General features: G+C 35.4%; 13 protein-coding genes. 11 read left to right on the forward strand and 2 right to left on the reverse strand.

All coding sequences use genetic code 11. From position 1 onward, the window contains the following. Nucleotides 1-36: 36 nt before the first annotated feature. From M2373_RS08830 to M2373_RS08870, 9 genes are all read left to right on the forward strand, one after another. Nucleotides 37-939: a DUF4835 family protein gene (locus M2373_RS08830; RefSeq protein WP_259109685.1), complete on the forward strand. Its 903-nt coding sequence runs from the start codon at nt 37-39 to the stop codon at nt 937-939. Nucleotides 940-1,005: 66 nt separating this feature from the next. Further along, nucleotides 1,006-2,655 (forward strand): DNA repair protein RecN, encoded by a 1,650-nt coding sequence (locus tag M2373_RS08835; protein ID WP_259109687.1) that lies wholly within the window; start codon nt 1,006-1,008, stop codon nt 2,653-2,655. Between the two features lie 287 nt (nt 2,656-2,942). After that, complete coding sequence (locus tag M2373_RS08840; protein WP_259109689.1) at nt 2,943-4,409, forward strand: DUF5687 family protein; 1,467 nt, start codon at nt 2,943-2,945, stop codon at nt 4,407-4,409. Nucleotide 4,410: 1 nt separating this feature from the next. Continuing rightward, on the forward strand, nt 4,411-5,151 hold the full coding sequence (locus M2373_RS08845; protein WP_259109691.1) for an ABC transporter ATP-binding protein: 741 nt from the start codon (nt 4,411-4,413) through the stop codon (nt 5,149-5,151). Between the two features lie 64 nt (nt 5,152-5,215). Further along, nucleotides 5,216-6,151: a Dyp-type peroxidase gene (locus M2373_RS08850; protein ID WP_259109780.1), complete on the forward strand. Its 936-nt coding sequence runs from the start codon at nt 5,216-5,218 to the stop codon at nt 6,149-6,151. 248 nt (nt 6,152-6,399) lie between these two features. Continuing rightward, entirely contained in the window at nt 6,400-6,966 is a 567-nt protein-coding gene (locus M2373_RS08855; protein WP_259109693.1) for an RNA polymerase sigma factor, read from the forward strand. Next, entirely contained in the window at nt 6,947-7,579 is a 633-nt protein-coding gene (locus tag M2373_RS08860; RefSeq protein ID WP_259109696.1) for a hypothetical protein, read from the forward strand. Before M2373_RS08855 ends, M2373_RS08860 begins: the two co-directional genes overlap by 20 nt. Nucleotides 7,580-7,611: 32 nt before the next feature. Continuing rightward, entirely contained in the window at nt 7,612-8,649 is a 1,038-nt protein-coding gene (locus tag M2373_RS08865; RefSeq protein ID WP_259109699.1) for a PorT family protein, read from the forward strand. Next, on the forward strand, nt 8,627-9,751 hold the full coding sequence (locus M2373_RS08870) for a S41 family peptidase (protein ID WP_259109701.1): 1,125 nt from the start codon (nt 8,627-8,629) through the stop codon (nt 9,749-9,751). Before M2373_RS08865 ends, M2373_RS08870 begins: the two co-directional genes overlap by 23 nt. Before the next feature lie 91 nt (nt 9,752-9,842). On the opposite strand, the gene M2373_RS08875 is transcribed toward M2373_RS08870, so the two are convergent. Together M2373_RS08875 and fumC are read right to left on the reverse strand one after the other, a co-directional pair. Continuing rightward, entirely contained in the window at nt 9,843-10,037 is a 195-nt protein-coding gene (locus M2373_RS08875; protein WP_259109704.1) for a bacteriocin-like protein, read from the reverse strand. A 150-nt stretch (nt 10,038-10,187) separates the two neighbouring features. Continuing rightward, complete coding sequence (fumC, locus tag M2373_RS08880; protein WP_259109705.1) at nt 10,188-11,582, reverse strand: class II fumarate hydratase; 1,395 nt, start codon at nt 11,580-11,582, stop codon at nt 10,188-10,190. Between the two features lie 216 nt (nt 11,583-11,798). Between fumC and M2373_RS08885 the strand changes: the two genes are divergently transcribed. Together M2373_RS08885 and M2373_RS08890 are read left to right on the forward strand one after the other, a co-directional pair. Beyond that, complete coding sequence (locus M2373_RS08885) at nt 11,799-13,406, forward strand: fumarate hydratase (protein WP_259109708.1); 1,608 nt, start codon at nt 11,799-11,801, stop codon at nt 13,404-13,406. Between the two features lie 160 nt (nt 13,407-13,566). Further along, nucleotides 13,567-13,863, forward strand: coding sequence for a hypothetical protein (locus M2373_RS08890; RefSeq protein ID WP_259109710.1), 297 nt, complete (start codon nt 13,567-13,569; stop codon nt 13,861-13,863). The last annotated feature ends 33 nt before the right edge of the window (nt 13,864-13,896 follow it).

Here is a 13,896-nt window from a genome sequence, read left to right on the forward strand (position 1 = left end):
TTTTAATAAATTTCCGTTCTCAATTTTTAATCAATAATGAAAAAGATCATAAGTTTATTTTTACTGCTTTTCATATATACGACAAGTTTTTCTCAGGAATTACTGGCTACCGTGCAGGTAAATTCTCAACTGTTGGGTGGTAGTAACCAATCCGCTTATAAAGCATTGGAGAAAAGTCTGAGAGATTTTATTAACAATACAAGCTGGACCGGAAAGAAGCTTCAGAATTTTGAGAAGATAAAATGTGGTTTTGCCCTTGTTATTAAAGAAAGAGAAGGTAACCGATTCAGAGGTGAGATGGTGATTCAGGCGGTAAGACCTGTCTATAATTCATCATACGAATCTCCGTTGCTTAACGTTCAGGATAATAAAATTTCTTTTGATTATGTTGAAAATGAAAACCTTATTTTCAATGAAAGACAGTTTTCAGGTAAAAATTTAGTTGATATAGTAGGCTTTTATGTATATACCATTTTAGGATATGATGCAGATAGTTTTCAATCAATGGGAGGAACACAATGGTTTCAGAAAGCTCAGCAAATTGCTCAAAACGGAGAGTCTCAGAATACCTACGACGGCTGGAAACAGATTAATGAACCCAGAAGCCGTTCTATTTTAATTAAAGAAATTATGAGCCCGAACTGGAGCCAGACCCGCGCTACTGCTTACACCTATTATAGAGCCGGATTGGATAATTTATTTAATCAGGATCAGACACAGGCCAAAAGAGCGATTTATGATGCGCTTACCCAGTTGAAAAACTACGAAAATACTTTCCAGCAAAGCTATTTCTTCAATACATTTATGGATAATAAGAGTGATGAAATTTTTAATATTTTCAATTCAGGAAATAATGGAAATATTCCTATGACTGATCTTAAGCAGCTCATGAATACGATTTCACCGAAATATTCTGAAAAATGGAATAAGTGGAAATAAATTCATTCTTGAATTCTGACATCTAAAGTTCTATATTTGCCATAGCCAAATAATTTGCTATTATCCATGCTTTCGAGAATTTACATTAAAAATTTTGCCCTTATTGATACGCTTGAAGTATCGTTAAACAATGGTCTACAGGTGATCACTGGTGAAACCGGTGCCGGAAAATCTATCATCTTGGGTGCTCTTAGGTTGATCTTGGGAGAAAGAGCAGATGTAAAGTCAATTTCAAAAGCAGAAGAAAAAAGTGTTGTAGAAACTGAATTTGCATTAAATAACCAGTTCAAAAAATTCTTTATAGAAAATGATCTGGATTATGAGCACCAGACGATCATCAGACGGGAAATTTTGCCTTCCGGTAAATCGAGAGCCTTCATCAATGATGTTCCGGTAACATTGGATATTCTAAGAGAACTGTCTTCCAAACTTATTGATATTCATTCCCAGTTTGAAACTTCGAATTTATTTACATCAGAATATCAGTTTAAAATTATAGACGGACTTTCGGAAAATAAAAAACTGGTTGAAGACTATCAAAATGAGTTTTCAGATTTTCAAAGTTTAAAAACCCAGCTTAAAAAATATCAGACTCAGCTTTTAGAAAATAATAAAGAAAGTGATTACAAGCAGTTCCTGCTTAATGAGCTGGAAGAACTGCAGTTGGATGATGTAGATTATGAAGAGCTCCAAAATCAGCTCTCTATTCAGGAAAATGCCGAAATGATTTCTGAGAATCTTGCACAGGTGCTGTCGAGATTTCATCAGGAAGAAGTAGGGATTTTATCTTTCTTTAATGAGGCTAAAAATAAACTGTCCAAAATTGCAGAAGTTTCAACCAGTTTTGCAGAACTTGATGAAAGACTGGAAACATCTTTTGTGGATTTGAAAGATATTATCTCCGAACTTGAGAACGAATCTGAAAAAATTGAGATCAACCCGGCCAATCTGGCTTTACTCTCTGAGTTAAATAATAAAATTAACAGCTTACTGATTAAGCATAACGTTTCTGATGTTAATGAGCTAAAAGAAATCAGAGATCAGTTATCGGGAGATCAAAAAGAAGCTTCGGAATTGGAAGAGACAATTGCTGAAATTGAAGAAAACATTTCCGCGAAAGAAAAAATACTTCAGTCTCTTGCCGAAAAACTTTCAAAAAACAGAAAGAAAAGTATTCCCATTTTTATTAAAAAAGCCGAAAACTTACTAAAACAGTTAGGTCTGGAAAAAGCAAAAGTAGATATTGAGTTACAGGATTCATCAGAATTCAATCCTTTCGGAAAAGAAAATATTCAGCTTTTATTTCAGGCTAATTCAGGTTTTCCTTTAAAACCTATTCAGACCGCAATTTCAGGAGGTGAAAGGTCAAGAGTAATGTTGGCTGTTAAAAAGATTATTGCTGAAAGTGATGATCTTCCAACGCTTATTTTAGACGAAATTGATACCGGAGTTTCAGGAAAAGTAGCCGAAGAAATAGGAAATCTGATGCGCGAAATGTCAAAAGATATGCAGTTAATCGTTATTTCTCACCTGGCACAGGTCGCAGCAAAAGGAAACGACAATTATAAAGTGGTAAAACAGGATATCGCGGGCAAGACCCAATCTACTATTATTCCTTTAAGTGATCAGGAAAAGCTGAACGAAATTGCCCAATTACTTTCCGGAAGTAAAATTACGGAGGCGGCTTTGGCACAGGCTAAGGAGCTGATTGGCTAGAAAATTTCTCAATGGAATACGCGAAATTTTTGAAATCTATCGAAAGACTTCGAGAGCTTCAGTCTGGCAGGCTTAAATGATCCATCCGATCTCATTTAGTTTGATGAATATAATATTGTTATGAAATTAATTAGAATTTTTAATTAATGTTTTAAGTCTGTTCCTACATGATGTCATCAAAAGCTTGTTGAGGATTGATAAAACAAAAATTATCTTTTTTAGCTGGATTTTAATTAAAAATGTGTAACATACTTTGCTATATCCTTACTAATGTAAAAAAGATAACTATGTTTTTAAAATTCCTCAGATTAGAATTCAAAAGTTTTTTTCGGGGCAGCTCTTTAGGAATCAATCTGGCAATGAAGATTTTTCGGTTTATCGGGATTCTTTATTTCATGGGATGTTTGATTGCGGGTGCATTTATTGCATTTTTTTATATTCAGGAAGAGATGCACGAAAATCCTTTAAAAATTGTTTCTAAATTTTTAATTGCAGCCTGGGCAGTTGATCTGATTTTAAAATATATGTGGCAGGAAATGCCAACGCAGAATATTAAGCCATTTCTTACTTTAAACATACCTAAGAAAACATTGGTGAATTACATGCTGAGCAAGACTTTTCTGTCTGCTTTCAGCTGGCTGAATTCTCTGTTTTTTATTACTTTTTCGGGGATTGCGCTCTTTAACGGTTATGATCCTGTGGGGGTTATAACCTGGCTTATTGGTGTGTCTTTATTGTTTTATCTCAATAATTTTATCAATATACTTTTTAATGATAAAGAAACAGTAGCCATTGTTATTGGCTGTATTTTCGCTGTTGTTGCAGCACTTAACTATTACGAAATAGTGCCGGTACTGGAATATTCAGAAAGATTCTTCTTTAATTTTTATGAAAGACCTTACTTCGCAGTTATTTCGATCGTAGTGTTCGCGGGCTTGTGGAAGATTTGTTTTAACCATGTACGGAAGGTATTTTATCTTGATCAGGGTCTGGAAGCTAAGAAAACAGTTGGTAAAACAGAAAATATTGCTTTCCTGAATAAATATGGAGCAATAGGAACGTTCATCAATAACGATATCAAAATGTTGAAACGAAATAAAGTTACAAAAGGGATTTTATTGGGAAGTGTGTTGTTTTTGTTCTATGGGATGCTGATGTTTTCTTCTCCGATATATAAAACTCCTGCAATGACCATGTTTATGGGATTATTTGTGACGGGAGGATTTCAGTTTCTGTTTGGGCAGAGAGTTCCAGCATTCGACAGCTCGTATTATCCTTTGATGATGACGCTGAATGTTCCTTACAAAGAATATTTAAAAGCAAAATGGTGGCTGATGAATATTGTAACGGCAGCATCTATGGTTTTGGCGGTTTGTTATGCTTATTTTGGCTGGGAAATGTATGTGACTTTCTTTGCAGCGGGAATTTATAATATTGGAGTTAATTCTCAGTTTACATTGTGGTCCGGAGCTTTTAATAAAATGCAGATCGATTTAAATTCCAAGGAAAAAAGATTCGGGCAGAAAAATAGCTTTAACATAAAATCTTTATTGCTCCTGATCCCTAAAATGTTTTTACCAATGGGTGTTTTCGGGATTGTACAACATTTTTTTGGAATTACTGCCGGAGTTATAAGTGTCGCAATCATGGGATTGGTCGGGTTTTTATTAAGAGAAAGAATCTTCGATATCATCGTAAAGCATTATAAAGTAGAGAAATACAGTACACTGGAAGCATTCAAAAACAAAGACTAATATGATCACTATAAACAATTTATCAAAAACATACGGAACAGCGACTGTTCTCAATATCGAAAATCTTGAAATTCCGAACGGAGAAACTTTTGGACTGGTAGGAAACAATGGTGCCGGAAAAACAACGCTTTTTAGCTTGATGCTTGATCTTATTCAGCCAACAACAGGTTCGGTAAGTATTGAAGGAATAAAAGTAAATGAATCCGAAGACTGGAAAAAGAAAGTTTCGGCCTTTGTAGACGATACTTTTTTAATAGGATATCTTACTCCGGAAGAATATTTTTATTTCATCGGAGAGTTGAGAGGTCAGAATAAAGCTTCTGTGGATGAATTTTTAAAGCAGTTTCATGATCTTTTTAATGGAGAAATTTTAAATTCGGGAAAATATGTTAGAGATCTTTCAAAAGGAAATCAGAAAAAAGTAGGCATCGTTGGAGCAATTATCGGAAATCCTGAAATTATTATTCTGGATGAACCTTTTGCTAATCTGGACCCTTCTACTCAGATTAAACTGAAGAATTTAATTAAAGAACTGTCAAAACATGATGGCGTGACTTTTTTGATCTCCAGCCATGATCTTTCGCATACAACAGAAGTTTGCAACAGAATTGTAGTCGTGAATAAAGGCCTGCTCGTAAAAGATATCCAAACCAATCCGGAAACATTGAAAGATCTGGAACAATATTTTGCGGATCAGGTTTCTAAGCCAGCAGAAACTGCAGATATGGGTGAATTGAAATAATTGATTAAAAAAAATTAAACCTGTAAGGTTTGGATATTACACTTTAATTTAAAAACGAATAATGATGAATATAGAATCCCAAAATGTCACCGATTATCCTAACAGCAATACCATTTTTATGGTTTGGAGACTGATGGATGATCTGAAGTTGAAGGAGACCTTTCAACAATTGTGCGCTTTGGTATTGAATCTCAATAACTCAGCTTTTAATAGATTTCCAGACAGCAGATCAAGCTGTGTAATGGGAATCGGATATGAAGCCTGGAAAAAACTGGAACTTCCCGAGCCTCTTCCCAAAGAGCTGGTTAATTTTGAGGAGATTAAGGGTGAGAAACATACTGCCGTGTCTACGCCAGGAGATCTGCATTTTCATCTGAGAGCCGATGATAAAAGTATTATTTTCGACATGGCTGTTGAAATTTCAAAATTATTAGCTCCTGTTGCAGAAAGCGTTCTGGAAATTCATGGCTTTAAATATTGGGATGACCGTTCAATTCTCGGGTTTGTAGACGGAACGGAGAATCCGCACAATGAAGACCGTGATTTTTTCGCTAAAATTGGTGATGAAGATGAGGTTTATAAAGGAGGAAGTTATCTTTTTACTCAAAAATACCTTCACAATATGAATGCGTGGCGAAGTCTGTCCACGGAGGATCAGGAAAAAGTAATCGGAAGATCAAAAGAAAATGATATTGAAATGTCTGATGATGTAAAACCATCAAATTCTCATATCGCATTAGCCAATATCGAAGGTGAAAATGGCGAAGAATTAAAAATTGTAAGAGATAATATGCCTTTTGGAAGTCCTTCAGCAGGAGAATTTGGAACCTATTTTATTTCTTACGCAAATACATTTTCCACAACAAAAAAGATGCTGACGAATATGTTCATTGGTAATCCTGTCGGAAATTATGATCGGATTTTAGATTTCAGTACAGCAGTTACAGGAAGTCTTTTCTTTGTCCCGACCAGAAATATGCTGGATGATTTTTCAGGATAAAATATAAAGACAGAAATTTTTCTGTCTTTTTTAATGTAAATGAAAAGTTTTTAACATCATGTTTGTTATACTATAGGGATTGAAATTTATTTTATTTAAAATGAGTGTGTTATATTTCTATTAGACGACAACAGGAATGTTGAATTTTAAACAGATAAGCAATATAAATTGCTTTTTTTTCTAAAAAATATTTTTTTGTGTAACCTTTTTCAATTTTTGTTGTCTTTACAATAGAAACAGTTTTAAGAATGAAAATTTTGTTCGGAAATAAAAAAGAAGATTTGATAAGCCGTCTTAAGAAACAGGACCCGGCCGCTCAGAAAATTTTTTATGAGCAGAACGTTAAGAAATTTCTGAGTGTAGGGAAGAGCTACATCAGTGATCTGTATCAGGCTGAAGACTGCGTTATCAAAGCTTTCTGTAAAATTTTCAAGCATGTCGAAAGTTTTCGTGGTGAAGGTAATTTTGAAGGCTGGGCAAGAAGAATCGTAGTGAATGAATGTCTGAATTTTATAAAGACGCATAAGACTGTTTTTTATATCGATGACATCAATCCGTCTTTTATGGTGGAGGTTCAGGAGGAAGAAATTGTCTATGATTTTAATGCTCAGGAACTTTTGGATCAGCTTCCGGATGCTTACAGAATGGTTTTTAACCTTTATGTTTTGGAAGGCTATTCACACCAGGAAATTTCCGATACGCTGCAAATTTCGACGGCGGTAAGCAAAACGCAGCTGTTTCGTGCAAAAGAGAAGTTAAGAGTGCTTTATCTTCAACAACAAAAAACAATGAAAAATGAACACGCTCAAAGATAATTTAGAAGACAAGATCAGACAGCAGATTGAAGAAAGAGAGATTGCTCCTTCACGAGATCTTTGGTCTGAAATAGAATTGCAGAAAGAGACTGCAAATTCCAAGTCAAATAGAAGCTGGCTTTTGGCTGCAGCGTGTGTTGTTCTGGCTTTCGGATTGTGGGTTATCCTTTTTTCAAATTCTTCGGAAAAGAATACGACTCAGAATGTAGAGATTGCTGAAGTTAAAGAACAGCCTTTTCAGGAAAAAGTTTCAGAAAAATCTACGGAGAATAGAACTTCTGAACCTGTTTACGCAGAAAAAAATGTAATTCAGAAAAATAAAACAGTTTCAGCTAAGGTTACCAGTGAAATTCCTCAAACGCCTGAAGTTTTAGCAGAACAGACAAAAGAACTTCCCAAAAAAGAAGAAGCTCAGGTGATTGTTCCTGAAACGCCTAAAGTATTGGCTCCCGCCGAAAAAATTATGGCTCAGTCAAAAGATACGTCCAAGATTCCGGCTAAAAGAAAAAAATATGTAGATCCTGCTACTTTGCTTTTCTCAGTAGAGCATAAGGATGTGATTGAAAAAACCAAAGAAAGCAATGTTGCTACCGTTGATCTTAACGGAAGATAAATAATCTGTTTAACAAATAAAAAATTAATAATATGATTAAGAAAATTATCATGATGGGATTCGTATGCCTAGTTTCCACATCAGTGTATGCACAAAGAAAACCATTACTCAATCTGCAGTCTAAAGAAGATACAGAGGTAAGCCCGATTGTAAAGGAAAAAGTGGATGAGTACGCAAAAAAAATAGACGCAATCATTCAGGAGGAAAAGAAAATGATGGAAGCTGAACTGCTTACCCTTCAGGCAAAAAATCTTGATAAAGCAGAATTTGATAAGCAAAAATCAATGATTGCGGATCGTTTTTCTGAAAAAATAGATCAGAGAATTGAAGATCTGGGATTTGATCTGGATACGGTGATTCAAAAGCAGGTAAGATATTCATTGTTGAACTCTGATGTAACTTCCAATGAGGAACTGAAAGCAAACTTGTTGAAAAAATTCAGACCGACAAAAGATTTAAGTGGATATATTTCTTACGGAATTATGACACTTACCAACAATAAAACGGATAACACTTTAGATAAAAATTTAAAGTATGCAGGAAATTTTGAATTTGGCTTAAAGTTTAACTATCAGTTTAGCAGAACAAGTCCGTTAGGATTGATTACCGGTATTGGTTTCTCTTGGAGAACATTAAGTATTGATAATAATATGTATTTTTCAAAAGATGCCAACTCAGATGTTGTCTTAGCTAATTATGAAAAAGGTTTAGAGAAAAGTAAATTGAGAACAGGATATATCGTTGTTCCTTTAGGACTGCAGTATAATTTTTCAAGATTGAAGAATGCTGGAATGGACATTCAATACAGAGACTATCAAAAAGGATTTAAAGTAGGCGCAAATGTTTACGGAGGTGTAAAAATGTCTACCAACAATATTGTAAAAGGTGAAGGAATAAGTGATAGGGAAAGAAGTAATTATGAGGTGAGCCCTTTTATTTATGGTGGTCAGTTCACTGTTTCTTACAATGATTTTAGTATTTTCGTGAAAAAGGATTTTGGAAATTTCTTTAAAAGCGGAAATTTTGAAAATGATAAAGCATTGATTTTTGGGGCATCGCTTTGGTGGTAGACCTTTCAATATTTTATCCGAAAGCCATGAACTTAATATTGATATTGAAATGATTTTGAGAAACAAAGGTAAAAGCATACTCATTCTGTTTTCTATTCTGGGAATGTCGGTTCATCTGAATGCACAAAAGGCGAAAACATCACAAGACAGCATTAATGTGTTCTATAATCAATTGTTTTTCAATTTAAAAAAAGCCTATCTTCTTAGGAAATCGGTTGACTGGAAATCTGTTGAATCTGATACTAAAGAGAATTTAAAAAAGTATAATAGTTTTAAAAATTCTTTAGACGAGATAAAAGTTTTATTTGGCAAAATCGATGCAACTCATTGTACTGTATTTAAAGGTAATAAAAGATATTCATTGGCTGCAAATATCCCTTTAGGTGATCAGTTTAGCGAACAATGGAAGAGAAAAAATAGTACTAAGCCAGGTTTTGAAGTCAAAGTAATCGACGGAAAATATGGATATATTCTGATGCCAAAAATAGCTTATATTGATCAGACCCCAGAAAATACTCATAAAATAGCACAACCTTTATATGACCAGATAACAGAATTAAAAGCTAAGAATAAACTGGAAGGCTGGATTGTAGATTTGCGTTTTAATACCGGTGGAAATTCTGAGCCGATGCTTCTGGCCTTGTATGATTTTCTGGGTAATAATGTCGTCTGGGGATCTCTAGATGTGAACAAAAAGCCGACAGATAAAATGAAGCTGTCAAATGGGACATATATTTATAATTCTAAAAAATTATCTTATATAAATCCCAAAGGAGAATTGCTGGATAATGCAAAAGTGTCTGTGATTACCGGATTGATGACTGCAAGTTCCGGAGAAATAACAGCTCTAGCATTCAGAGGCAGACCGAATACTTTATTAATCGGAGAAACGACACTGGGCTATACCACAGGAAATATGCAGGTAAAATTACCTTTTGATTTTGATATGGCTTTAACGAGTTCTTATAACAGTGACAGAAATGGAATATATTACGAGAGAATCGTTCCGGACATTAGTGTTTCAAAAGGAGATAATTTCGATGATTTGCTATTAGACAAAAATATTCAGAAAGCCATAAAATTCTTTCAGAAGCCAAATTAGATACAATTTAACATTCATAGATCAATTGATGAAAGGCCGGAAAATTTATGTTCCGGCCTTTTCCTGTTTTTGAATTTTATTGATCTGTTAATTAGTTAAGACCTCCGTCACACATATCAACAGGAATCAGACATGATGTTCCGTTGCAAGGGTTTCCACCTGGAGGAGGCGTGATACAGCAGGCATGATACCCATTCCATGTAAGGTGGATTAAGTTTCCGGGACAGGTATGGCCTCCTAAAACCTGCTTCAGATTTTGTCTTGTGATTTTCTTTAGATTTTTCATAATGTTTTGTAATTAATCACTAAAGTATGAAAAATTTTAACTCTAAAAAAATGTTATCATAAAAATCATAAGGAGATCGTTATGAAAATAGAAAACCTCAGAATTTCTCTGAGGCTTTCTAACATTTAATCTATAATTTATTTTAAATCATTATTTCAGACTTCCGACCATGTCTTCAGGTTTTACCCACTCATCAAACTGTTCGGCAGTTAAAAGTCCAAGATTTACAGCTTCTTGTTTTAAAGTTGTTCCGTTTTTATGAGCAGTTTTTGCAATTTTCGCCGCATTTTCATAGCCGATATGTGTATTCAAGGCTGTTACCAGCATCAGAGATTTATCAACAAGTTCTTGGATTCTCTCATGGTTCGGCTCGATTCCCACAGCACAGTGATCATTAAATGAGATGCATGCATCAGCAATCAGCTGGGCAGATTGCAGGAAGTTGTAAGCCATCACGGGCTTGAAAACATTAAGTTCATAATTTCCCTGAGTTCCTGCAAATGAAATAGTAGTGTCATTTCCTAAAACCTGGGCACACACCATTGTCATTGCTTCGTTTTGTGTAGGATTCACTTTTCCGGGCATAATGGATGATCCCGGTTCATTTTCCGGAATATGAATTTCTCCGATTCCGGAGCGAGGTCCTGAAGCCATTAACCTTATATCCTGAGCGATTTTATATAAAGAGACTGCCAGTTGTTTTAAAGCTCCGTGAGTTTCTACAATAGCATCATGCGCAGCCAATGCTTCGAATTTATTTTCTGCGGTTACAAAAGGAAGATTGGTGAATTTTGAAATATATTCCGCCACTTTTACATCATATCCCTGGGGTGTATTTAATCCTGTGCCAACTGCCGTTCCTCCCAATGCCAATTCAGAAAGATGAGGTAATGTATTTTTTAATGCTCTAATTCCGTAATTCAGTTGAGCCACATATCCTGAAAATTCCTGACCTAGAGTCAAAGGTGTTGCATCCATTAAATGGGTTCTTCCGATTTTAACGATATCTTTAAACGCAGCTGATTTTTCAGCTAAAGTATCTCTTAGTTTTTCAACTGCAGGAATTGTAGTTTCCACTACTTTTTTGTAAGCAGCGATATGCATTGCCGTAGGATAGGTATCGTTGGAAGATTGAGATTTATTGACATCGTCATTTGGATGAATTTCCGATTTATCGCCCAAAGTCCCGCCATTGTTTACGTGAGCCCTGTTGGAAACCACTTCATTTACATTCATATTAGACTGTGTTCCCGAACCGGTTTGCCAGATCACCAAAGGAAATTGATCATTCAGCTTTCCTTCAAGAATTTCTTCACATACTTTTGCGATCATATCTCTTTTTTCGGCAGGAAGAACTCCCAAATCGGTATTGGTGAAGGCTGCTGCTTTTTTTAAATAAGCAAAAGCTTCGATAATTTCGTGCGGCATCGAACCTTCAGGTCCGATTTTGAAATTGTTTCTTGAACGTTCTGTCTGCGCGCCCCAAAACTTATCAGCAGGAACCTGCACTTCACCCATGGTGTCTTTTTCTATTCTGTAATTCATTGTGATTGAAATTTTTATTTAGTATTTAAGGTTAAGATGGAGGCTTAGTTTAAGATAAAATTTTTAACCTAAATCTTAACCTCAATCTTAGATTATAAAATTACTCAATAATCAAAAACCTCACAATTTATAATCATTATAAATATCAATCTAAATCACTGATTTTGCTCATGTTTTTTTGTGTAAGCCGTATTTTTGCACCAAGAAAAAATTGAAATGGAATTTAGATATCAGGATCCGTATCCGATTCAGAAAGATGATACGGTGTATAAGAAGCTTACATCAGATTATGTAAAAATTGAACAATTAGGAGACAGAGAAATCTTAACGGTAGATCCGAAGGGGCTTGAGCTATTGGCTGAAGAAGCGATGGCAGATGTTTCTTTCATGCTTCGTTCTTCGCACCTGGAAAGTCTTAGAAAAATCATTGATGATCCTGAAGCTACAGATAACGACAGATTCGTTGCTTATAACTTGTTACAGAATGCTGCGGTGGCTGCGGAAGGAGCTTTACCTTCTTGTCAGGATACAGGAACAGCGATTGTAATGGGTAAAAAAGGGGAAAATGTTTACACTGGAGTAGATGATGGTGAATATTTAAGTAAAGGAATATACAATACCTACCAAAAAAGAAACTTAAGATATTCTCAGGTGGTTCCTTTGACGATGTTTGATGAAAAAAACTCGGGTTCAAATCTTCCTGCACAGATTGATATTTATGCTAAAAAAGGAGATTATTACGAATTTTTATTTTTAACAAAAGGAGGCGGTTCTGCCAACAAAACTTTTCTTTATCAGAAAACAAAATCTTTACTGAACGAAAAATCTTTGGAAGCTTTCGTAAAAGAAAGAATTTCAGATTTGGGAACAGCTGCCTGCCCGCCTTATCACTTGGCTTTGGTTATCGGTGGAACTTCCGCTGAAGCGAATCTGGCAGCGGTAAAAAAAGCATCAGCAAAATATTACGATAACCTTCCGACAGAAGGAAACGAAGCAGGTCAAGCTTTCAGAGACCTTGAATGGGAGGCAAAAGTTCAGAAAATCTGTCAGGAAAGTTCTATTGGGGCTCAGTTTGGAGGAAAATATTTGACACACGATGTTCGGGTAATCAGACTTCCTCGTCACGCGGCTTCTTGTCCTGTGGGAATGGGAGTTTCCTGTTCGGCAGACAGAAATATTAAAGGAAAAATTACAAAAGAAGGAATTTTCCTGGAGCAGCTGGAGCAGAACCCTAAAAGATTTTTACCTGCTACACCGCCACATTTGGAAGAAGCAGTTGAGATTAATTTAAATCAGCCGATGTCTGAAATTCAGGCAGAACTTTCTAAATATCCGATCAAAACAAGATTAAAATTAAACGGAACGTTGATCGTTGCAAGAGATATTGCTCACGCAAAAATCAAAGAACTGTTGGATGCAGGACAGCCAATGCCGGAATATTTCAAAAACCACCCGATTTATTATGCGGGACCTGCGAAAACTCCGGAAGGAATGGCTTCAGGAAGTTTCGGACCTACAACGGCAGGAAGAATGGACGTTTATGTGGATGAATTCCAGAGTCACGGCGGAAGTATGGTGATGCTGGCAAAAGGAAATAGAACAGCAGATGTAACCAATGCTTGTGGAAAATATGGAGGCTTTTATCTTGGTTCAATCGGCGGACCCGCTGCCATCCTGGCAAAAGACAATATTTTGTCTGTTGAGGTGGTGGACTTTCCGGAATTAGGAATGGAAGCAGTAAGAAAAATTGAAGTAAAAGATTTCCCTGCATTCATCATTACAGATGATAAAGGGAACGATTTCTTCGCAAATCTTGCGCATTAAGAAAGATAGAAAATAGACAAAAAGAGTAAGCCATCTATTATCTATCCGTCTATCATCTTTTTGTCTTTTTAATTAAAATCAAAATAAATTACAAAATAGGACTTGTATCTTTTGTGTAAAAAAATAAAAAGTCCTATTTTTGCCTAAAATCTTTAAGAAAATGATAACGATTTTATCAGCATTTTGGCCGTTTTACCAGTTCCTATGGACGATCTTCTTTGTAACGATGTTCCTAGTGGGATTCTGGTGTATCTTTATGTTCTTCGGGTTGGTAATCCCAATGTGGTTGACAGAAGGTTTAAAAGAATATTTCGGAAAAGTAAAACCTTTTGATCCTGAGCAGATTAGAAGCAAAATGATCTATGAGCAGGAAGGTGTGGAAGTTATCTACAACGAGCCTAAAGGTCACGGTCCTTTTATTCATGACCACGGTCACGATAGTCACGGACATCATTAATTGATTGTCATTGCTTTTTCACCTGAATTCTGA

Origin of the sequence: Chryseobacterium sp. JUb7, assembly GCF_024806495.1 — a bacterium.
Classification (GTDB): domain Bacteria; phylum Bacteroidota; class Bacteroidia; order Flavobacteriales; family Weeksellaceae; genus Chryseobacterium.